Annotated in this window: 15 protein-coding genes; 7 read left to right on the top strand and 8 right to left on the bottom strand. The window is 60.7% G+C overall.

Annotated features, from left to right (window positions below):
• Window positions 1-102: 102 nt before the first annotated feature.
• Both tal and rarD read left to right on the top strand, forming a co-directional pair.
• Window positions 103-1,035 carry a transaldolase gene (gene tal / locus ACTV8E_RS19365; protein WP_443200532.1) on the top strand — a complete coding sequence of 311 codons (933 nt, stop codon included), beginning with the start codon at window positions 103-105 and terminating at the stop codon, window positions 1,033-1,035.
• A gap of 178 nt (window positions 1,036-1,213) precedes the next feature.
• On the top strand, window positions 1,214-2,140 hold the full coding sequence (gene rarD / locus ACTV8E_RS19370) for an EamA family transporter RarD (RefSeq protein ID WP_443200533.1): 927 nt from the start codon (window positions 1,214-1,216) through the stop codon (window positions 2,138-2,140).
• Here the strand turns inward: rarD and gcvT are convergent.
• From gcvT to ACTV8E_RS19390, 4 genes are all read right to left on the bottom strand, one after another.
• Window positions 2,137-3,261, bottom strand: a complete 1,125-nt coding sequence (gene gcvT / locus ACTV8E_RS19375; RefSeq protein WP_443200534.1) for a glycine cleavage system aminomethyltransferase GcvT — start codon at window positions 3,259-3,261, stop codon at window positions 2,137-2,139. The genes rarD and gcvT overlap by 4 nt on opposite strands.
• A 113-nt stretch (window positions 3,262-3,374) precedes the next feature.
• Window positions 3,375-4,751 (bottom strand): L-serine ammonia-lyase, encoded by a 1,377-nt coding sequence (locus ACTV8E_RS19380; protein WP_443200535.1) that lies wholly within the window; start codon window positions 4,749-4,751, stop codon window positions 3,375-3,377.
• 101 nt (window positions 4,752-4,852) lie between these two features.
• Window positions 4,853-7,714, bottom strand: a complete 2,862-nt coding sequence (gcvP, locus tag ACTV8E_RS19385) for an aminomethyl-transferring glycine dehydrogenase (RefSeq protein ID WP_443200536.1) — start codon at window positions 7,712-7,714, stop codon at window positions 4,853-4,855.
• Window positions 7,715-7,799: 85 nt separating this feature from the next.
• A complete protein-coding gene (locus ACTV8E_RS19390; RefSeq protein WP_251837553.1) occupies window positions 7,800-8,729 on the bottom strand; it encodes an EamA family transporter in 930 nt (309 codons plus the stop codon).
• Between the two features lie 438 nt (window positions 8,730-9,167).
• Between ACTV8E_RS19390 and smc the strand changes: the two genes are divergently transcribed.
• From smc to ACTV8E_RS19410, 4 genes are all read left to right on the top strand, one after another.
• A complete protein-coding gene (gene smc / locus ACTV8E_RS19395; RefSeq protein WP_443200537.1) occupies window positions 9,168-12,656 on the top strand; it encodes a chromosome segregation protein SMC in 3,489 nt (1,162 codons plus the stop codon).
• 200 nt (window positions 12,657-12,856) lie between these two features.
• Entirely contained in the window at window positions 12,857-13,669 is an 813-nt protein-coding gene (zipA, locus tag ACTV8E_RS19400; protein WP_251837555.1) for a cell division protein ZipA, read from the top strand.
• 171 nt (window positions 13,670-13,840) lie between these two features.
• Window positions 13,841-16,207, top strand: a complete 2,367-nt coding sequence (gene ligA, locus ACTV8E_RS19405; RefSeq protein WP_443200538.1) for an NAD-dependent DNA ligase LigA — start codon at window positions 13,841-13,843, stop codon at window positions 16,205-16,207.
• A gap of 150 nt (window positions 16,208-16,357) precedes the next feature.
• The gene (locus ACTV8E_RS19410; protein WP_443200539.1) at window positions 16,358-17,677 is read left to right on the top strand and encodes a Na+/H+ antiporter family protein; all 1,320 of its coding nucleotides are present in this window, start codon (window positions 16,358-16,360) and stop codon (window positions 17,675-17,677) included.
• Between the two features lie 116 nt (window positions 17,678-17,793).
• Here ACTV8E_RS19410 and ACTV8E_RS19415 read toward each other — a convergent pair whose 3' ends face one another.
• Complete coding sequence (locus tag ACTV8E_RS19415) at window positions 17,794-18,060, bottom strand: hypothetical protein (protein WP_251837558.1); 267 nt, start codon at window positions 18,058-18,060, stop codon at window positions 17,794-17,796.
• 296 nt (window positions 18,061-18,356) lie between these two features.
• Here ACTV8E_RS19415 and ACTV8E_RS19420 point away from each other — a divergent pair, with 296 nt between their 5' ends.
• Complete coding sequence (locus ACTV8E_RS19420) at window positions 18,357-19,685, top strand: sigma 54-interacting transcriptional regulator (RefSeq protein ID WP_443200540.1); 1,329 nt, start codon at window positions 18,357-18,359, stop codon at window positions 19,683-19,685.
• 22 nt (window positions 19,686-19,707) lie between these two features.
• Here the strand turns inward: ACTV8E_RS19420 and ACTV8E_RS19425 are convergent, their stop codons facing one another.
• From ACTV8E_RS19425 to ACTV8E_RS19435, 3 genes are read right to left on the bottom strand one after another with little or no spacing between them, the layout of a single operon-like run.
• The gene (locus tag ACTV8E_RS19425; RefSeq protein ID WP_443200541.1) at window positions 19,708-21,213 is read right to left on the bottom strand and encodes a transporter; all 1,506 of its coding nucleotides are present in this window, start codon (window positions 21,211-21,213) and stop codon (window positions 19,708-19,710) included.
• A 40-nt stretch (window positions 21,214-21,253) separates the two neighbouring features.
• Window positions 21,254-21,985 (bottom strand): hypothetical protein, encoded by a 732-nt coding sequence (locus ACTV8E_RS19430; RefSeq protein WP_443200542.1) that lies wholly within the window; start codon window positions 21,983-21,985, stop codon window positions 21,254-21,256.
• 34 nt (window positions 21,986-22,019) lie between these two features.
• Window positions 22,020-22,700 (bottom strand): C39 family peptidase, encoded by a 681-nt coding sequence (locus ACTV8E_RS19435; RefSeq protein ID WP_443200543.1) that lies wholly within the window; start codon window positions 22,698-22,700, stop codon window positions 22,020-22,022.
• Window positions 22,701-22,751: the final 51 nt, after the last annotated feature.

Here is a 22,751-nt window from a genome sequence, read left to right on the forward strand (position 1 = left end):
TTGTGCCCTTCGCTACGGCGAAAAAAACGGGAGCGATGAGAATCTCTCATCCATTACCGTGTCAGGGAATGACTCTTTCGATCTGCATATCAGGTACCGCCCATGTCTTCCAAGCTGGAACAGCTCAAAGCCATCACTACCGTCGTCGCCGACTCGGGCGATCTGGAGGCGATTGCTCGCCTTAAACCCGTGGATGCCACCACCAATCCGTCGCTGCTGCTCAAGGCCGCCGCCATGCCGGGTTATGCCGCGTTGCTCGATCAATCGATCGCAGCCAGCGGCGGCGATTTGACCCTGGCCTGCGACCGCTTCGCCGTAGCCGTGGGGCAGGAAATCCTCAAGATCATTCCCGGACGGATTTCCACCGAGGTGGATGCCCGACTGTCTTTTGATACCCAGGCGACCCTGCGTCGTGCCGAACGACTCATCGATCTGTATGAGCAGGCAGGCATCGGCCGTGAGCGGGTGCTGATCAAGGTCGCCGCCACCTGGGAAGGCATTCGTGCCGCCGAGCTACTGGAAAAGGCCGGCATCCAGACCAACCTGACACTGCTGTTCTCATTTGCCCAGGCCGTGGCCTGTGCGGACGCCGGTGTATTTCTGATTTCACCTTTCGTGGGGCGTATCTACGACTGGTACAAAAAAGCCGAAGGGCGAGATTTTACCGGCGCAGAAGACCCTGGCGTGCGTTCAGTGACGCGTATCTACAACTATTACAAAGCCAACGGTTACGCGACCGTGGTCATGGGCGCGAGCTTTCGCAATCAGGGCCAGATCGAACAACTGGCAGGCTGCGACCGCCTGACCATCAGCCCCGAGTTGCTGCAGCAGCTGTCCGAGGATACCCAGGCGCTAGAGCGTCGCCTGCAACCAGGTGCCTCCGCCGAGCCGCGCCAGTCTCTGGATGAAGCCGCGTTCCGCTGGGCCTTGAACGAAGACGCCATGGCGACGGAAAAATTGGCTGAAGGGATTCGCCAGTTCGCCCGGGACCAGGAAAAGCTTGAGGCGTTGCTCAAGGCTCGCGCCGGGCGCTGAAAACGGTGCAGGATGGACAACAACGGTTGTCCATCCTGCACGCTGGCTGTTTCGTTGAGAGAAAAGACGGTAGCCGCGACGCCATCGAAAGGGCACACGCGGCGCCGGTTTATTCCAGTGGCATTTGCAAGGTCGGGATCGCACACTAGCGCCCCTTTTCTGGTCGGTGAGGTTTGAAGTGTCCAAAGGCGTAGTGCTTTCGGTCATGGCGTCGGTGCTGTTTGCCGCTCTGTATTACCTGTCGACCCTGTTGGTTCCGCTGAGCGGGACCGAGATTTTCGGCTGGCGGGTCATCCTCACGTTGCCTTGCTTGATGCTGTTCATCAGCCTGACCGGCGGATGGTCCGCGGTGGCCGAGTTGACGCGGCGCGTTCGCGCCGCGCCCTGGTTGGTGCCTGGCATGGTGCTGTGCGCCTTCCTGTTCGGCGTGCAACTCTGGCTGTTCCTCTGGGCTCCCCTGCAGGGGCGCGGCCTGAATGTCTCGCTGGGTTATTTTCTTTTGCCGCTGAGCATGATCCTGGTGGGCCGCTTACTGTTCAACGAGCGACTGAGCCGGCTGCAGCAGCTGGCAACGCTACTGGCCGTATGCGGCGTAGCCAATCAGATACTGGTGGTTGGCGGCCTGGCCTGGGAGACCTGGTTGGTAGCGCTGGGCTATCCCGGCTATTTTGCCTTGCGCCGCAAGATGGGCACCGATGGATTGGGCGGCATGTGGTTCGAAATGATCCTGATGGTGCCGGTGGCGCTCTGGTTTGCCTGGGCGGGTGGCGAAATGGTGGTGCATTTCAGCGAGCGACCCCGTCTGTTCGGCCTGGTACCCTTGATGGGTATGATCAGTGCCTGGGCCTTGATCAGCTATCTGATGGCCAGTCGCCTATTGCCACTGGGCTTGTTCGGGTTGCTGGGTTATGTCGAGCCCGTGCTGCTGGTGCTGGTTTCGCTGTTGATCGGTGAGCGGATTCAGAGCAACGAATGGCTTACGTATATCCCCATCTGGGCGGCCGTGCTGGTGCTGGTGCTGGAAGGCGCGCGGCATGTCTGGCGCCGGCACGGGGCTGCGCCCAGCACCCAAGCACAGCGTGAGCCAAGGCCCACCCGGCATTAGCCGCGGTAATAGCGTTGCGGCACGAACGGCATCTTGGCCACCGTAACCGCCACACGTTTGTCGCGCACCCGTGCCCAGAGCTGAGTTCCCAGCGTTGCCTGGTCGCTGTCCACATACCCCATAGCCACCGGAGCGCCCAGGCTGGGCGCAAAACCACCGCTGGTAACCTGGCCGATCACTGTGTCGTTGGCGTCCAGCAGGTCGGCGCCTTCTCGAACCGGGATGCGCTCCTGGGGTAGCAAACCAACGCGTTTGCGGGCCACGCCGTCGCGCTGCTGGGCGAAAATACGCTCGGCACCTGGAAAGCCACCAGCCCGGTCACCCTCGGCACGGCGTACTTTGGAAATGGCCCAGAGCAGGCCGGCTTCGGCCGGCGTGGTGCTGGTGTTCATGTCGTGGCCGTACAGGCACAGCCCGGCTTCCAGGCGCAGCGAGTCGCGGGCGCCAAGGCCGATGGGTTGGACTTCTTTTTCGCTGAGCAGATGGCGGGCAAGGGCGTCGGCATGGCTGGCGGGCACGGAGATTTCGAACCCGTCCTCGCCGGTATAGCCGGAACGGCTGGCCAGGCACTCGCAACCGAGCAGTTCGACGGGCGCGATCTGCATAAACGTCATTTGCGCCACCTGGGGGGCCAGGCGGGTGAGCACGGCGGCGGCCTGCGGCCCCTGCAAGGCAAGCAGTGCGCGCTCTTCGAACAGCGGCTCGATGCCGCACAGGGTGCCGAGATGCTGCTGCAGGTGCTGCAGGTCGTGCGCCTTGCAGGCGGCGTTGACCACCAGTAACAGCCGGTCTTCAGCGAGCTTGGCAACCATCAGGTCGTCGAGGATGCCGCCCTGTTCGTCAGTGAACAGGGCATAGCGCTGCTGGCCTACAGGCAAGTCGATAATGTCCACCGGCACCAGGCTTTCCAAGGCGCTCGCCGCCGCACTGCCATGCAACAGAATCTGGCCCATGTGCGAAACATCGAACAGGCCAGCCTGCTCACGGGTGTGCAGATGCTCCTTGAGAATACCCAGCGAGTAGTGCAGCGGCATCTCATAGCCTGCGAATGGCACCAAGCGGGCACCACGTTCTTGGTGCAGGGCGTGTAACGGGGTCTTTGCCAAGGCTTCGGTGGTCATAGGGTTCTCCTTCGGTAGCTAGAAGCTGCAAGCGCCAAGCCGCAAACAGAGGCAGCGAACAGTGGGTGATTTGGACAAGTGGATTTAGCTGTCGCTGAAGCTTGCCGCTGCTTTCAGCATTCGATGATGTTCACCGCCAGTCCGCCGCGAGAGGTTTCCTTGTATTTGCTTTTCATGTCGGCACCGGTCTGGCGCATGGTGCGAATCACCTTGTCCAGCGAGATGGAATGCTGGCCGTCGCCGCGCAAGGCCATGCGCGCGGCGTTGATCGCCTTGACCGCGCCCATGGCGTTGCGCTCGATGCACGGAATCTGCACCAGCCCACCGACCGGGTCGCAGGTCAGGCCCAGGTTGTGCTCCATGCCGATTTCAGCGGCGTTCTCCACTTGCTGTACGGTGCCACCGAGCACTTCGCAGAGCGCGCCGGCGGCCATCGAGCAGGCCACGCCAACTTCACCCTGGCAGCCGACCTCGGCGCCGGATATCGACGCGTTTTCCTTGTAAAGGATGCCGATGGCGGCGGCAGTGAGCAGAAAGCGCACCACGCCGTCTTCATCGGCGCCGGGAATGAAACGTCGGTAGTAATGCAGCACTGCCGGAATGATCCCGGCGGCGCCATTGGTGGGCGCGGTGACCACCCGCCCGCCGCTGGCGTTTTCTTCATTGACCGCCAGCGCGTAGAGGTTGACCCAGTCAAGCACATTGAGGCTGTCGCGCAGGTTGGCTTCGGGGTTTTCACTCAGCTGGCGATACAGCCCGGCGGCGCGGCGACGCACCTTGAGGCCGCCGGGCATGATGCCTTCATGGTGACAACCGGCGGCCACGCAGTCCTGCATGACCTGCCAGATCTCCAGCAGCGCGCGGCGGGTGTCGGCCTCCGCGCGCCAGGCGCCTTCGTTGGCGAGCATCAGCTCGCTGATGGACAGCTCATGCTCAACGCACAGGGCGAGCAGTTCCTGGCCGCTGTGGAAGGGGTAGGGCAAAAGCGTCTGGTCTTCGACGATTCGGTTAGCGCCGGCTGCCTGCTCGTCCACCACGAAACCGCCGCCGACCGAATAATATTCCTGGCTGCACAGTTGCATGCCGAACAGGTCGAAGGCCCGGAAGATCATCCCGTTGGGGTGGTACGGCAGCGGTTTGCGGATAAACGCCAGGTGGTCCTTTTCGACAAAGGGGATGCTTTTCTGGCCCGCCAATCGCAGTTCGCCGCGCTCGCGAATGGTCGCCAGTCGAGCTGGCAGGCTGGCAATGTCCACATGTTCCGGCTGCTCTCCCTCCAGCCCGAGTAAGACCGCCTTGTCGCTGCCATGCCCCTTGCCCGTTGCACCCAGTGAACCGTACAGCTCGACCTTGATGCTGGCGGTGGCGTCCAGCAGGGCCGTGCGTCTAAGTCCCTCGGCAAAGCGTGCGGCGGCTCGCATCGGCCCCACGGTATGAGAGCTGGAGGGGCCGATACCGATCTTGAACAGATCGAGAACGCTGAGGGACATGTGACACTCCGAAGATAACGTTCAATGTAAATCTCAGCTCAGTACAGTTGGCCAGGCCGGGGAATGCCAGCTTCCCCTGGACGCTTGCCGAGCTCAGAGTTTTAGTCCTCATAAGCCTCCATAGGCGGACAGGCGCACACCAGGTTGCGATCGCCGTAGGCGTTGTCAATGCGCCCGACCGGCGGCCAGTATTTGTTGTTTACGAGGCTGGATACGGGGTACACGGCCTGTTCACGGCTGTAGAAGTGCGTCCAGTCACCGACCAGTTCAGCCGCGGTGTGAGGGGCGTTTTTCAGGGGGTTGTCCTCGGGGTCCAGGTCGCCTTTTTCCACCGCCTTGATTTCCTGGCGGATGTGGATCATGGCAGCGCAGAAACGGTCCAGCTCTTCCTTGGATTCGCTTTCGGTGGGTTCGATCATCAGTGTGCCGGCCACGGGGAAGGACATGGTGGGCGCGTGGAAGCCGAAGTCGACCAGCCGCTTGGCTACATCATCGACGCTGATGCCGCTGCTGTCCTTGAGAGGGCGCAGGTCGAGAATGCACTCGTGGGCAACCAGTCCGTGGCTGCCGCTGTAGAGAATCGGATAGTGCGCTTCCAGGCGTCGGGCAATGTAGTTGGCATTCAGGATCGCCAACTGCGAGGCCCGCGTGAGGCCAGCGCCGCCCATCATCTTCAGGTACATCCAGGAGATCGGCAGAATGCTGGCGCTGCCGTAGGGCGCCGCGCTGACCGCGCCTTCCTGGCGCTCCAAATGAGCGTGTCCGGGCAGGAACGGCGCCAGGTGCGACTTGACGGCGACCGGCCCGACACCCGGGCCGCCGCCGCCGTGGGGAATACAGAAGGTCTTGTGCAGGTTGAGGTGCGAGACATCGCCGCCGAAGCGCCCCGGCGCGCAGAGGCCGACCATGGCGTTCAGGTTGGCGCCGTCGATATATACCTGGCCGCCATGCTCGTGAATGATCCGGCAGATTTCGCCGATGCCTTCCTCGAATACGCCGTGGGTAGACGGGTAGGTAATCATCAGTGCCGCCAGTTGGTCTGGATGGGCTTCGGCCTTGGCGCGCAGGTCCTCGATGTCCACATTGCCCTGGGCGTCGCAGGCCACCACCACCACGCGCATGCCGGCCATGCTGGCGGTGGCCGGGTTGGTGCCGTGGGCCGACGCGGGAATCAGGCACAGGTCGCGCTGTCCTTCGCCGCGGCTGCGATGGTACGCGCGGATGGCCAGCAGCCCGGCGTATTCGCCTTGCGAGCCGGCGTTGGGCTGCAGAGAGACCGCGTCATAACCGGTGACCGCGCACAGCATGGCTTCCAGTTCGTCGGTGAGCTGCCGGTAACCCTGACTCTGTTCGGACGGCGCGAAGGGGTGCAGCTGGGAAAATTCCGGCCAGCTGATGGGCAGCATTTCGCTGGCGGCATTGAGTTTCATGGTGCAGGACCCGAGCGGGATCATGCTGCGGTCCAGGGCCAGATCCCTATCGGCCAGCCGGCGCAGGTAGCGCATCAGCTCGGTTTCCGAGTGGTAGCGGTTGAATACGGGATGTTCGAGAAAGCGAGAGGTGCGCAGCAGTTCGCTCGGCAACGCATCAGGCGTGGCTGTAACCAGGGAGGCGAAATTGGGCAGCGTTTTCTGGTCTTCGGCAAATATTGCCCATAGGCGCTCGACCAAACTCTGCGTACTGGTTTCATCCAGGGACAGTCCGATCTGGTCGTCATTGATTTCGCGCAAGTTGATGCCGGCCGCGCGAGCTCTGGCATGCAGCTCACGGGTGCGAGCGCCGCTGGCCAGGGTCAGGGTGTCGAAGGCGTATTCCTGTTGTACGTCCAGGCCCAGCTGGCGCAAGCCGGCGGCGAGGATGGCTGTCAGCCGATGCACGCGAAGGGCAATGCGGGTCAGGCCTTGGGGGCCGTGGTAGACGGCATACATGCTGGCGATATTGGCCAGCAGCACCTGGGCCGTACAAATGTTGCTGGTGGCCTTCTCGCGGCGGATGTGCTGCTCGCGGGTCTGCATGGCCAGGCGCAAAGCCGGCTGGCCGTGACGATCCACCGAAACGCCGACCAGGCGACCGGGCATATCGCGTTTGAAGGCCTCGCGCGTGGCGAAATAGGCGGCGTGGGGGCCACCGAACCCCAGCGGTACGCCAAAGCGCTGGGCGCTGCCGATGGCCACGTCGGCGCCGAACTCTCCGGGTGGGATGAGCAAGGTCAGGGCCAGCAGGTCGGCGGCGACCACCACCAACGCCTGGGCGGCGTGCAGGCGTTCTACCAGGGCGCGGTAGTCGAACAGTTCGCCCGTACTGGCCGGGTATTGCAGCAGGGCCCCGAAATAGCGTCCCGGATCGTCGAGTTGCTGCTCATCGCCAATCACCACTTCAATACCCAGGGGCTCGGCGCGGGTGCGCAGCACATCGAGGGTTTGTGGGTGACAGTGTTGTGAGGCGAAGAACGCATGGCTCGCCTTATTCTTTGAGAGGCGCCGGCAGAAGGCCATGGCTTCGGCGGCGGCGGTGGCTTCGTCGAGCAACGAAGCGTTGGCGATAGGCAGAGCGGTGAGGTCGATGATCAGCGTCTGGAAATTCAGCAGCGCTTCGAGGCGACCCTGGGAGATCTCCGGCTGGTAGGGCGTGTAGGCGGTGTACCAGGCCGGGTTTTCCAGTAGGTTGCGCAGGATCGGTGTGGGGGTGTGGGTGGCGTAATACCCCTGGCCGATGCAGCTGGTGAAAAGTTGATTGCGCGCGGCGATGGCCTTGAGCTCGCTGAGGGCTTCGGCTTCACCCAGGCCTTCTGGCAGTTCGAGCCCTAGGGTGTCCTTGATGCTGGTGGGAATGACGCGGTCCGTCAGGGCATCCAGGGAGTCGAAACCGAGCGAATCGAGCATGGCCGCGATATCGGCTTCGCGCGGGCCGAGGTGGCGATCGATGAATTCGTTACGGGTGTACAAGTCATGCAAGGTGGTCATCGGGCGGTTCCTTTGAGCGGCGGTCTGGCTGCCATGCCGCTCAAGTGTTGACCCCGACGGTGATGCCGTCCAGTAGCCGCGTTGTTCAGCCCACCCGGCGCAGGCTGAGCATGACGATACCGCTGAGAACGATGGCACCACCGACCATTTGTAGCCCACCGAGCATCTGGCCAAGAATCAGCCAGCCCAGCATCAGGCTGGCAATGGGTTCGATGTTCATCACGGGTGTGTTCTGCGCCATGTTCAGGCGGGGGAACAGGATGAACAGCAGCGAAAAGGGCGTGCCATACAGCACCGCCAGTGCGGCCAACCCCAACCAGCCGCTGGTACTGGCTGGCAGGCTCAGCGCGCCGGGCATGAGGTCGCTGACCCCGACCAGCAACATGCTGGTGAACACCACGGACATGGTCAGCATGCTGCGCAGCGCCCCTCGCACGTCGGCCAGCTTGTGATCGGTGACCCAGAGTGCTCCAGCAAACGCACTGGCCGCGCAGAACGCCAGCAGCACCCCAAGCAGCCAGTCACTGCTCGGTGATGCTTCGGCGCTCAAGCGGGCTGGCACATCCAGCGCCAGGACCAGGCCGAACAGAATCAGCGCCATTAGCAGGCTGGTGCGCCGTCCCGGTGCGCTGCCGCCCAGTGCCCAGGTAAGCAGCGCCAGCAGAATGGGGAACACGTTGGCCACCAGTAACGCCAACGCAACCGGGATGCGGGCGACTGCCGAGTACAGGGTCAGGCTCTGGGTCGCAATCAGCAGGCCGAGCAGCAACTGCCAGCCGCGCGTCCCGCCAGGCAGCTGCAGGCGTTGGCGCTGCCAGCACAGAATGCCGATCAACACCAGCAGGGTCAGTCCTGACCGGCACAGGACAGCTAGCAAGACACCCGCACCATCATCGAAGGCGATGCGTGCGGCGATGTGGTTGGCGGCGAATGAACAGGCCAGGCAGGCCAGTATCAGAACCGCGACGGGACGTGAGAAAGGCGTCGCAACAGCAAGAGAACTACGACTGGACATGAACGGAAGAGCGCCTGGGGCAAGAGGGCTGAAAAGCGTTCGAGCATACTCTTTTCTGCCGCTTGGGTGTGCGGACCGGGCGTGGTAGAGCAGCCGCAAAGTGCTCGTCAGCAAGGATTGCCCGCACAGACGAGGCGCTGTCAATTGCCTGTGAAACGGCCGTTCGTCTGCTTTTGCCAAGGAGGCTCTGTGGTACACTTCGCGCCTTTCGTATGCCGCGCGCAGACGGCTTTTGGGGCCGATTTTCGACGTGCCCGAGCCTGAGAAAAACACACGCGTCCACCGAAGGAAACCCATGACGTTCAAGGGGTCGAACAATTTTGCCCGGCTGGCGTTACGCGCTCGTACGCTACGCCGTTTCGTAAACCCGCTGGGTACCTGCGGCCGCCCTTGTTCCGCGCAGAGCGTCGGGGTTGTGCCGGTTGGCGGAGTGCGTCCATGCGCCTGAAGAGCATCAAGCTGGCGGGCTTCAAGTCCTTCGTCGACCCCACCACCGTGAGCTTCCCAAGCAACATGGCGGCGGTGGTCGGGCCCAATGGTTGCGGCAAGTCGAACATCATTGATGCGGTGCGCTGGGTGATGGGCGAAAGCTCGGCAAAAAACCTGCGTGGCGAGTCGATGACCGACGTCATCTTCAACGGCTCCAATACCCGCAAGCCGGTGACCCAGGCATCGATCGAGCTGATCTTCGACAACTCCGACGGCACCCTGACCGGCGAATACGCGGCGTTCGCGGAAATTTCCATCCGCCGCCGGGTGACCCGCGACAGCCAGAACACCTATTTCCTCAATGGCGTGAAGTGCCGTCGCCGCGATATCACCGATATCTTCCTGGGCACCGGTTTGGGGCCACGCAGCTACTCGATCATCGAGCAGGGCATGATCTCCAAGCTAATCGAGGCCAAGCCTGAGGATCTGCGCAATTTCATCGAGGAAGCCGCCGGCATCTCCAAGTACAAGGAGCGCCGCCGCGAGACCGAGAACCGCATTCGCCGCACCCACGAGAACCTGGAGCGTCTGACCGATCTGCGCGAGGAGCTGGAGCGTCAGCTCGACCGTTTGCACCGCCAGGCCCAGGCGGCCGAGAAGTATCAGGAGTACAAGGCCGAAGAGCGCCAGCTCAAAGCCCAGCTGGCCGCCTTGCGTTGGCAGGCGCTCAACGAACAGGCCGGCCAGCGGGAACGAATCATCGGCGACCAGGAAGTCGCCTTCGAGGCGCTGGTGGCCGAACAGCGCAGTGCCGATGCGAGCATCGAACGCCTGCGCGACGGCCATCACGAGCTGTCGGAATCGTTTAACCAGGTGCAGGGGCGTTTCTATTCAGTAGGCGGTGATATCGCCCGCGTCGAGCAGAACATTCAGCACGGCCAGCAGCGGCTGCGCCAAATGCAGGACGACTTGCGTGAAGCGGAGCGCCAGCGCGAGGAAACCGAGTCCCATCTGGGGCACGACCGCACGTTGCTCGCCACCCTGGATGAAGAACTGGCCATGCTCGAACCCGAGCAGGAGGGCAGCATCGCCGCGGCTGAAGAGGCCGCCGCCGCGCTGGAAGAGACCGAAGCCGGCATGCATGCCTGGCAGGAACAGTGGGATGCGTTCAGTCAGCGCAGCGCCGAGCCGCGCCGCGCCGCCGAAGTGCAGCAATCGCGCATTGTGCAGTTGGAACAAAGCCTGGAGCGGTTGGCCGAACGCGAACGGCGCCTGCGCGATGAGCATGCGTTGCTTGCCGCCGATCCCGAGGATGCGGCGATTCTCGAGCTCAACGAGCAACTGGCCGTCAGCGAGCTGCAACTGGAAGAGCTGCAGCTGGAAGAACACAGCCTGGGCGAGCAACTCGATCGACTGCGCAGTGAGTTGCAGCAGGCGACCCAGGCCCAGCAACAGGCCCAGGGCGACCTGCAGCGGCTGAACGGCCGGATCGCCTCGCTGGAGGCCTTGCAGCAGGCGGCGCTCGATCCCGGCAAGGGTGCCGTCGAGTGGTTGCGTGGCCAGCAACTGGAGCAGCGTCCGCGCCTGGCCGAAGGCCTGCGTGTCGAGTCCGGTTGGGAGTTGGCGGTAGAAACCGTACTCGGTGCAGATTTGCAGGCGGTGCTGCTGGATGATTTCGCCGGGCTTGATCTGGCGGGCTTTGCCCAGGGCGAGTTGCGGCTATTGACGCCGTCATCGGGCGCAGCGCGTGTGCCGGGCAGCCTGCTGGACAAAATCGAATCGCGCAGCGATCTGGCGCCCTGGTTGGGTCAGGTGCGGCCGGTGGAAACGCTGGAAGAGGCGTTGGCGCGCCGCAGCCAGCTAGGCGACGGAGAAAGCCTGATCAGCCGCGACGGCTATTGGGTTGGTCGACATTTCCTGCGTGTGCGTCGTGCCGGCGAAGCCGAATCCGGAGTATTGGCTCGTGGCCATGAGCTAGAGCGTTTGCACGCCGAGCGCGAAGAGCGCGAAGCGACGCTTGAAACCCTGGAAGAGCGGCTGCAGCAGCTGCGCGACAGTCAGCTCCAGCAGGAGGAACGGCGCGAACAGCTGCGTCGTCAGCAACAGCATGAAGCCCGCCGCCTGGGCGAGTTGAAGGCTCAGTTGTCCGCTCAGCAGGCCAAGGTGGAGCAGTTGATCCTGCGTCGTCAGCGCCTCGATGAAGAGTTGAGTGAAGCTGCCGAGCAACAGGCTCTGGAGCAGGAGCAACTGGGCGAGGCGCGCTTGCATCTGCATTCGGCGTTGGAGTCGATGGAGCAGGACAACGTCCAGCGCGAAAAACTGTTGAGCGGCCGCGACCAGTTGCGGGAGAGCGTCGAACGCAGTCGCCAGGAGGCTCGTCAGCACAAGGACCAGGCCCATCAGTTGGCGGTGCGTATCGGCTCGCTCAAGGCGCAGCACGACTCCACCCGCCAGGCGCTGGAGCGGCTGGAGCTGCAGTTTGAGCGGGCGCTGGAGCGCCGAGAGCAACTCTCGCTGAACCTGGAAGAGGGTGCCGCGCCGCTCGAAGAACTGCGTATGAAGCTAGAAGAGCTGCTCGAGCTACGCATGGGCGTGGAGGAAGAACTTCAGCGAGCCCGGCTGGCCCTGGAAGACGCCGACCGCGAGCTGCGCGATGCCGAAAAGCGCCGCACCCAGGCCGAGCAGCAGGCGCAACTGCTGCGTGGCCAATTGGAACAGCAGCGCCTCGACTGGCAGACCCTCGACGTGCGCCGCAAGGCGCTGCAGGATCAGTTGGTGGAGGACGGCTACGACTTGCACGGCGTACTTGCCACCTTGACCGCCGAGGCCTCGGAGGTCGCCTGGGAAGAGGAGCTCGAACGTCTGGCCGGACGTATTCAGCGCCTGGGGGCGATCAACCTGGCGGCCATTGATGAATACCAGCAGCAATCCGAGCGCAAGCGCTACCTGGATGCCCAGGATGCCGATCTGGTGGAAGCGCTGGATACCCTGGAAAACGTGATCCGCAAGATCGACAAGGAAACCCGCAACCGTTTCAAGGAGACCTTCGACCAGATCAACGCCGGTCTGCAGGCCCTGTTTCCCAAGGTATTCGGTGGCGGCACTGCGTACCTGGAACTTACCGGCGAGGATTTACTCGATACAGGGGTGGCGATCATGGCGCGCCCGCCGGGCAAGAAAAACAGCACCATCCATTTGCTCTCCGGCGGTGAGAAGGCGCTGACCGCGCTGGCGTTGGTATTTGCCATCTTCCAGCTCAATCCGGCACCTTTCTGCATGCTTGACGAAGTCGATGCGCCATTGGACGACGCCAACGTTGGCCGCTATGCGCGGTTGGTCAAGGAAATGTCGGAGAAGGTGCAGTTCATCTATATCACCCACAACAAGATTGCCATGGAGATGGCCGACCAACTGATGGGTGTGACCATGCACGAGCCCGGCTGCTCGCGGTTGGTGGCGGTGGACGTCGAAGAGGCGGTAGCGTTGGCGGAGGCGTAGGCACGCCGGCTTTCGCAATTCCGTCGAAAGAACGTAAGAGTGGAACGGGGGCGGTACAAAACAGCGGGACAGCGTGTTAATTTATCGGGCCTTTCCAGCTCTTGGAAAGACTTGCAAGAGCTTTCAGCTAACGTCACGACCATTTTTTCGCAGGCCGGATGTGCCTGTTTTTCATCACATTTTCAGGGGTCAAGGATTTCATGGGTATCGGTCTGCGGGAGTGGCTGATCGTCATCGGCATTATTGTGATCGCCGGCATTCTGTTTGATGGCTGGCGCCGTATGCGTGGCGGCAAGGGAACACTTAAATTCAAACTCGACCGGAAGCTTGCCAGCACATTCGCTGATAATCCCGAAGATGAGACGCTCGGTCCGGTACGCATCGTTGAGCCTGGGACTGCGCGTGGCGATGAAAAGAGCCGGCCCGCTGCGGGCAAGCCTGGCGTTGGGAAGAAACGGCTCGAGCCGGAGATCCGCCAGCGCAACCTCGACCTTGCGATTGATGAGCCGGTACCGACCTTGCTAAATCCACTGGATGAAGGCGACTCGGAAACTCAGGCGGCGGAAGGGAGCGAAAGCCCCGTCGAAGAAGTGTTGGTGATCAACGTGGAATGCCGCAATCCGGAAGGCTTCAAGGGGCCCGCACTGTTGCAGAGCATCCTGGAAAGCGGTTTGCGGTTCGGCGAGATGGATATCTTTCACCGCCATGAGAGCATGACTGGTCACGGCGAAGTGTTGTTTTCCATGGCCAATGGGGTGAAGCCTGGCACGTTCGATCTGGACGATATCGATCTGTTCACCACCCGTGCGGTGAGCTTTTTCCTCGGGCTGCCGGGGCCGCGTTATCCGAAACAGGCGTTTGACGTGATGATTGCCGCTGCCCGCAAGCTATCCCAGGAACTTGATGGCGAGCTGAAGGACGATCAGCGCAGCGTGATGACCGCGCAGACCATTGAGCACTATCGTCAACGTATCATGGAGTTTGAGCGTCGGCAGATGACGCAAAAACGCTAAATCCCCATGACAAGGCCTCAAGCTGCAAGCCGCGCGCTTGGCTTGAGGCTTTGTCATGTCTGCAATACACCCGCTTGCTTCAGCTACGAACTGCGCATTGAACTTCGGTTTTTGGTCAAATAGCAGGGACGTCGCCCGGTAAGCGGATAATCATCTGTACGAGAATTTGCAATGACCGATGCTCAATCCGCCGCCGAACGCATAGCCGCGCTGCGCAGTGAAATAGATGCGCATAACTATCGCTATTACGTGCTCGACGAGCCCAGCGTTCCGGATGCCGAATACGACCGATTATTCAGCGAACTCAAGCGCCTGGAAAACGAGCATCCCGAGCTGGTGACACCGGAGTCGCCGACGCAGCGAGTAGGCGGCGAAGCACTGGCGGCGTTTGGTCAGGTGAAGCATGAAGTGCCGATGCTCAGCCTCGGCAATGCTTTTGAAGAGCAGGACCTGGTGGATTTTGATCGCCGCGTGCGCGAGGGGCTGGACCTGCCGGCTGGCGATCTCTTCGGCGGCGGTGCTGAGGTGGAATACAGCTGCGAGCCGAAGCTCGATGGCCTGGCGGTCAGCCTGTTGTATGAGAACGGTCAACTGGTGCGCGGTGCGACCCGCGGTGACGGCAGCACCGGCGAGGACATCAGTGCCAATGTGCGTACGGTGCGCAATATTCCCCTCAAGCTGCAAGGCTCCGGCTGGCCTGTGGTGCTGGAGGTGCGCGGGGAGATTTTCATGCCCAAGACGGGGTTTGAAGCCCTCAACGCCCGCCAGTTGGAAAAGGGTGGCAAGCCGTTCGCCAATCCGCGTAATGCTGCCGCCGGCAGCCTGCGCCAGCTCGATCCGAAGATTACCGCCGGGCGTCCACTGGAATTGTGCGCTTATGGCGTGGGACGCAGCGACGGCGAGCTGCCGGATACCCATATAGGCATTCTCCAGTCGCTTAAGGGCTGGGGCCTGCCCATCAGCCGGGAATTGAAACGGGCCCATGGGGTGGCGGAGTGCCGTGCCTATTTCGATGATATGGGCACTCGGCGTGATGCCTTGGCCTATGAAATCGATGGCGTGGTATTCAAAGTCAACGCGATGGCCCAGCAGCGTGCGCTGGGCTTTCGTGCCCGTGAACCGCGCTGGGCCATTGCCCGTAAATTTCCGGCCCGCGAAGAAATCACCGAGCTGCTCGGCGTGGAGTTCCAAGTCGGGCGCACCGGGGCGATCACACCGGTGGCGCGTCTCAAGCCGGTACAGGTGGCGGGGGTGACGGTATCCAACGCCACCTTGCACAACATGGATGAAGTTGCGCGCCTCGGCGTGATGGTCGGCGACACGGTCATCGTCCGTCGCGCTGGCGATGTGATTCCGCAGATTCTCGGTGTGATTGCCGAGCGCCGCCCGGCCGATGCACGTGCGGTACAGATTCCGCAACAGTGCCCGGTATGCGGCTCGGCGGTGGAGCGCACCCAGTTGATCAAACGCAGCAAGGGCAAGGAGTCGATCAGCGAAGGTGCGGCGTATCGGTGCATCGGGCGCTTGAGCTGCCAGGCGCAACTCAAGCAGGCCATCATCCATTTTGTCTCGCGGCGCGCCATGGACATCGATGGTCTGGGCGACAAGATCGTCGAGCAACTGGTGGACAAGGGGCTGGTCAGTTCGCCGGCGGATCTCTACACCCTGACATTCGAGCAAATTGTCGAGCTGGACGGTTTCGCCGAGCTGTCGACACGTAACCTGCTGGCGGCCATCGAGCACAGCCGCCGGCCGACTCTGGCCCGGTTTATCTATGCCTTGGGCATTCCCGATGTGGGCGAAGAAACTGCCAAGTTGCTGGCACGCGCCCTGGGCACGCTGGCGCGCATCCAGGTGGCCTTGCCAGAGCTGCTGTCCTGGCTGCCCGAAGTGGGACTGGAGGTCGCCCATGAGATTCACAGTTTCTTCCAGGATACGCACAACCTTGAAGTCATCGAGCAACTGCTTGCGCGCGGAATTGAATTGCAAGAGGAAGGCGAGCTGCATCCCGACTTCGCCGGCTGCGTCAGCCTGGCCGGTTTTATCGACAAGCTGAACATTCCCTTTATCGCCGCCACGGGGGCGCAGCGCCTGGCGGACAGATTCGGCAGCCTGGAAAGCCTGATCGATGCAGACTGGCTGGATTTGCGACAGATCGAACGGCTTACCGAAAAAGCTGCGCGCTCGTTGCGTGATTTCTTCGATCAGCCGGAAAACGCAGAGCGCGCCCGCTCTATCGAAGCGCAGCTGCGTGAGTTCGGCATGCATTGGCACAGCGAAAAGCAGCAGGTTGAGGCGCTGCCGCTGGCCGGGCAGACCTGGGTGCTTACCGGCAGCCTGGAAAGCATGAGTCGCGATGTTGGCAAGGCTCGCCTGGAAGAATTAGGTGCCAAGGTGGCAGGCTCTGTATCGGCCAAGACCAACGCGGTGGTCGCAGGTCCGGGAGCCGGCTCGAAGCTGGCCAAAGCCACTGAGCTGGGCATCAAGGTACTGGACGAGGCGGCATTCGTGGCGCTGCTGGCGGAGCTGAATGGCTGATTGCAGGCTACGCAGGCTTTACCAGACAGTTGGCTAAGCCTACTGCTCGCTGATCGGCACCAATGGACCGGTGGAAAGTGGATTTTCCCCGTGTTTTTCGTCAGACTCCGCGCCGTTTTCAACGGTCGCGATGGCTGACGGGAGTTCATGATGAATGCGGTAATTGCAGCAGTCGGCATCATGCTGGTGCTCAGCTTGTGCCGGGTGCACGTAGTGGTGGCGTTGATTGTCGGCGCGCTGGCCGGTGGCCTGCTGGGCGGCCTGGGTATCGAAGGTTCGCTGACCGCCTTTAATAAAGGGCTGGGGGGCGGCGCCACGGTGGCTTTGTCCTATGCCTTGCTGGGTGCTTTTGCGGTGGCAATCGCCAAGTCTGGTGTGGCGCATGTGCTTGCTGACAAGGCGCTGGCTATGGTGGGCCGGCAGGGCGACCGCGGCAGCGCCCGCACCTTGAAATGGATGATGATCGGCCTGCTGCTGGCAGTGGCGGTTTCTTCGCAAAACATCCTGCCCATTCATATCGCCTTCATTCCCCTGCTGGTGCCGCCACTGCTTTACGTGCTGACCAAGCTGCAGATTGATCGCCGGCTGATCGCTTGCACGCTGACGTTTGGCTTGATCACGCCCTATATGTTTCTGCCGGTCGGCTTCGGCAATATCTTCCTCAACGAGATTCTCCTCGCCAACGTGGCGCGTAGTGGTGTGGATGTAACGGGCATCCATATCACCGAAGCCATGCTGATTCCGGCGCTAGGCATGGTGGTCGGGTTGTTGATCGCGATGTACAGCTACCGCAAGCCGCGAGTCTACGATCTGGAACGCATCGAGCAGGCCGAGCAGGTGGATGTGCGTTATAACGCGCGCAGCCTGCTGGTAGCCCTGGTGGCGATTGCCGCCGCCTTTATCGTCCAGTTGTGGGTGGGCTCGATGATCATTGGCGCACTGGTAGGATTCGTGATCTTCTCGGTATCGGGGATCGTGCGTTGGCGGGAGGCTGACGACCTGTTCACCGAGGGCATGAAGATGATGGCGATGATCGGCTTCATCATGATCGCTGCGTCCGGCTTTGCCGAGGTCATGCGGGAGACAGGCGAGATCAAGGGACTGGTAGATGCCTCGGTTGCCTGGATCGGCGACAGTAAGGCGGTGGGCGCGCTGATGATGTTGCTGGTTGGCCTGGTAGTCACCATGGGCATTGGTTCGTCCTTCTCTACCGTGCCGATCATCGCCGCGATCTTCGTTCCCCTGTGCATACAGCTGGGCTTCAGCCCGCTGGCCATCGTCAGCATCATCGGCAGCGCCGGCGCCCTCGGCGATGCCGGCTCACCCGCCTCGGACTCGACGCTCGGCCCTACCGCGGGGCTCAACGTTGATGGCCAGCACAACCACATCTGGGATACGGTGGTGCCGACGTTCTTGCATTACAACCTGCCCGTGCTGGTGTTCGGCTGGGTTGCTGCGATGGTCCTGTAATCTCGTTGCCTGATGCAAAAAATCCCCGGTAGAGAAATCTTCCCGGGGATTTTTTTGTTTGTAGGGGCTGCACGGCTGGCTTCAGACGGTGCGATCCCGCGAACGAACGCAGCAGGTTAGACCGGCATGCTCCAATCATTCAGAGCGAAGCCTTCTGCGCTGAGCTCCTGGCGGGCCTTGTGTAGGACTTTGGCCAGGTGTTCGCTGTCACTGTAATCCTTCATCGAAACCTTGGAGCGGCTGACCACGCTGGAATTGGTACGGTCGATTACACTCAGGCTCAGTTCGCCTGTGTAATCGGCCGCCCAGGCAATGCATTGAAATGGTTGAAAGGCGCGGTCGGCGATGAGAAGTGCTTCGTTAACACGGAGCGGGGCGGTCATGGGGTAATTCTCCAAAAAAGTGCCCAAGGTGTGAGTGCCGGAGCGTTGGCTACGGCTGGGTTACAAACTGATAGATGGTCGAACATTAGCCAAAAGTCACATGGTGTCGTTCGGTTCATTTTTTTTGGCGTGTTTTCATAAGCTCGTTTAAACGAGCAAGGCACGTATGGTTTGCTGAAACTCACACAAGGTTGGGTAGCAGACAGGCGGTAGAAGTTCCTGGAAAAACCTTGCTAACGTTTAGCTGCTACGGGCAACACCCTGTTTTTCTTAATTTTTATAACCAAGGAACGGTTATGCATGACTCTGTTCCAGTCGTCCGCCACCTGTTGATGGTTGATCCCTGCGTGGCCTGTCATGGTTTGTCACCCAGCCTTCAGGCCGCGGGCTGGGAAGTTCGCAGTTGTGTCCTGGAAAACGCCTTGTCTCAATCCTGTCACGTCGGAATGATCCGGCTGCAGCATGCCCATTTGACCAACCTGGAACCTCTGCGTCATATGCTGAGCCGTAGCACCAGCGAATGGATTGCGGTGCTGACAGCAGATTTTCTGCAGCAGCAGAATGTGCGGGATTTTATTTGCGAATGGTTTTTCGATTTTCACACCTTGCCGTTTGACGAGGCCCGCGTACAGGTAGCTATTGGACGTGCTTATGGCATGTCGCGTCTGCGCTCCAGAGTGGAGGTGCAACGCTCGGGTAAGCTGGACGAACTGGTAGGTGATAGCCGTCCCATGAATGAAGTGCGCAAGTTGGTCGGCAAGTTTGCTCCCACGGATACGCCCGTCATGATTCGCGGTGAAAGCGGCACCGGTAAGGAAGTGGTTGCGCGGGCCTTACACCGTATGTCGCACCGCGCGGAAAAGCCCTTCATTGCCATTAATTGCGGCGCCATGCCGAAAAATCTTATTCAATCTGAATTATTTGGCCATGAAAAAGGAGCATTCACCGGAGCTCACCAACGTAAGGTCGGCCGTATTGAAGCGGCAGATGGCGGTACTCTGTTTCTGGACGAAATCGGCGATCTGCCCTTGGAGCTGCAAGCCAATCTGCTGCGTTTTTTGCAAGAAAAACATATCGAACGAGTCGGTAGCAGTGTGTCCTTATCGATGGATGTGCGTGTGCTATCAGCCACCCATATCGATCTTGAAAACGCGGTGCGCGAGGGCAGCTTTCGGGAGGACCTGTATTACCGGCTGAATGTGCTGCAAATTCGCATGGCGCCATTGAGGGAGCGGCTCTCTGACGTGCCCCTGCTCGCCACTCGTTTCGCTCGGTTGTACAGCGGAGAGACCGGGCGACGACCGCGTAGCTTCAGCGAAACGGCGATGCAGGCGATGAGTGAGCACACCTGGCCAGGCAATATTCGCGAGCTTTCCAATCGCGTTCGGCGCGGCTTGGTATTGGCGGAAGGGCGTCAGATCGAGGCGCGGGATTTGGGGCTGGAGATAGTCACGAGTGAGGGCGGAGCAGTGTGCACGCTGGAGCATTATAAGTTGGCTGCGGAGCGGCAAGCACTGAGCGAGGTCATGAAGCGCTATTCCAACAATTTGAGTGAGGCCGCGCGAGTCCTGGGGATCTCGCGTCCCACCTTTTATCGTTTGCTGCACAAGCACGACATCATTTGATCAGATTTACCTGCAACGGGGTTCAGAAGTAATAGGGAAATTTTAAGCTGAAGGTAAAGTCGGGAGCATCCGGAGTCAGGCCCAGGGATAGGTTCGGGACAATCGCTAGATTATTGTTCACCGAATAAGTCATGCCCAAGTTGAGAAAAGCGGAATTGGCATCGCTGCCCACGACCGTGTACCAGCCACTGCCGTCCTGTTTGATGCGGCTTTTCTGACTGATCAATTGTGAATACGACATCGACAAACTCATTTTTTCATTGAGTGCAAACGCCAGCCCCAGGCCATATTGGAACCAGTTGCCCAGCCTTATTGATCCCCCCAGTTTGGTGCCTTGGTTTGCACTGATATCGCTGAAGCTTTCCTCGAAATTATAGGTGTAGGAGAGATTGCCAAAAATCACCGCAGGATCCACGGTTTTCACGAGGGAAATGCCAGGGCTGACGGACCAGACACCGTTACCCGTCGGTATATCTTCGGGCACAGTCAGGCTGTCATTGCCGGCGACCTGTATCAGTTTGATCCCATAGGGGTGAGTACCCGTGGGCGCTTTGACGCGAAGGCTCAATACCGTATCGGGTGTATTGCCATCCTGATCAAGGATTTTGAAGGAAACGCCTGCACTTACATCACCCAGTTCCGGGCCGGTAGTGACATCACTGCCTGACACCTGCACAGATGCATTGCCCGCCCCACCTGATTCATAGGTGACGTTGCGATACAGCATGGGGACGTTCAGATCCACCTGCCAATTGTTGTTCATGTTGTAGCGGCCAGTAACATCCAGGGTGAAGTTATCTGCGCTGATCTGATCAATGTTGATATTGCCCAGAAATATCGAGTCCAGTGCCAGAAATCCGTTAAGGATCAGTTGGCGCGTTTCGTAATGGCTGTAGGTGATCCCGGTTTCGAGGCTGTAGGTACCACCGCCGAAAAAGCCCGACGCTTCGTCATACAGGTTTTCCACGCTGCGTACGGGGGCGGCGTCGTCCTGTAGATCGGCGCCATACCCTTCGCTTTGCGGAACCTTCAGCGTGCGGCTGGGCGGATACTGGCGAGCCACGGTGATTGTGTCTTGGTTCTGCGTCTGTCCAGCTGCGGGCTGTGGCTGTATGGGCGGCGCAGGTGGGGAAGACGGAGGCGCCTGTACAACGGGTGTCGGATGCCTAACAGGTGGAGCGCTGGCTAGCGAAGCGGAGCGGGGTTGCGCCGCAACGGGTGTAACCGGTGCGATTGCGGCTGCGGGAGGTGTCTGCGCAGGCTCGGGCTGGGCTTGGGCAGCGGGTTTGGGTTGAGGGCGGCGCACTGGTGGTGGGTCGCTAGCAGGCGGCTCGACTGATTCCGTCACGAGTTTGATGTCTTGTTCAAGGGCCGCCATTTCTTTTTTATAGGAATCGTACTGCTGACGTAATACTTGGATTTCCTTTTCAAGGATGTCGATTTCAGCTTGGGTGCTGGCCTGTAGTATCGAGGCAGGTAGCAAGGCGCTGAGGCAGATTGCGCCACGTAGCGGTAGCGGACGAAACATGTCTGGCATCCATGTCTGACTAAGTGGGATCAAGCGTAGATCAATATCCGATGGGGCGAAGACCGCGCAGTTGATCCAGATTGCAGTTGAGAGCGTCCAAAGACGTGCGGTTTGCCTGTAGCACTACATCAAGATGGGTCAGGTTGTGCACCTTGTTATTAGAGCTGACAATATCGGCGCTCTGCCTCAGACCACCGCCACCCAGTTGTTGCAGACTGGTGCCTTGCCCATTGGCATGGATGGAAACCTGCAGGCCGCCATTCGGCGTGGTTTGTATCGTGGCGTTGCCCAGGTTGGTGTGCGCCGAGAATTCGCCATTCAACGGCGTACCAGATCTATCCAATGCGGGTGCCTGACCATTGCGGTTGATATTGATGCTGAGGTCATTGCGGGCCGTGTTGAGGTCGCCCGCGGTACGTACGCTCTGGCTGATACCATCTACATTGTTCAAGCCCTGGCCACCGATGATGGTGCCGGAGCCTGCAGCAGGAGCAGGGCCCTGGCCATTACCGTTCGCGGTGACGGTGATTAAAGGGCGAGCCATGCCCTGCTGTGCCTGCAAGCTGACCGAGGCGTCTAGACGCTGGCCGGAGTTTTCCCAGGCGCTGGTCATGGTAATGCCAAAATGCACGACATGCCCCGGCAAGACATAGCGGCCACGCAGCTGCGCCAGCTCATGATCACTGAGCTCCACGGGATTGAAAGCGGGAGCTGCGTGCAAGGTGAAACTGGCCAGCAGGCAGCAGCCAAGCAAGGCACGTGAAATGTTCATCGTGATCTCCAGGTCTTTCTTGCCCGCGGCAGCATCAGAAGAAGTCGCTCTGAATAAAGCCGAACTCCATCAGCTCGGCATCCTGGACGGGACGAAATTGGTTGATGCGATGTTTGGCGGTAAGCGGTTCTGGCGGATCGAGCAGCGCATTTCCGCGGTCATAGCCTGGTCCGATCACGGCAAAAATAATGCCGTTCCAGCCGGATACGAACTCGTCCATGGTGTAGCGCTTATGGCCTAAAACCGGATCGCCGATATAGACCCGATCAGCCTCGCTGCGCATCAGCACAACGAAATGTTTGTAGCCACGTACTTCCTGCAGGACCACCACAGGGACTTTCAGCTGCTGTAGGCCCGCTGGGTCAAGACGGTAACCTCGGGCACGCATCCCCAGGTTTTCGGCATAACGTTTCATGTCCAGCATGGAGAAGCCTTGGGAGCGCACCAGCTCCTGGTCGGCTCCTACCAGCATGCCTTCAATCACCGCCTGTTCATCGAGATCAAGGTTGTAAGCCTCGCGCAGTACCGTCGCTAAAGAGGCGGCACCGCAGCTGAAATCGGTTTTCTGTTCAACGATATTGCTGAAACGTTGCTCGCGAATGCTTGTGACGTCCAGGAAGGCTACGCCCCCGCCCGGTAGAACCGGGAAAGGCAAGCGGGTGGCTTGAGCTTCTAGGCAGATGAACAGCAACAGCGATACGACAAGCAGGCGCATAGAAAAATCCTGTCGCGAATAAAGGGGCTCCGAAGACCGGAGCCCTGTTCA

Origin of the sequence: Pseudomonas sp. B392_1p, from assembly GCF_052245235.1 — a bacterium.
In the GTDB taxonomy this organism is placed as follows: Bacteria; Pseudomonadota; Gammaproteobacteria; order Pseudomonadales; family Pseudomonadaceae; genus Serpens; species Serpens gallinarum.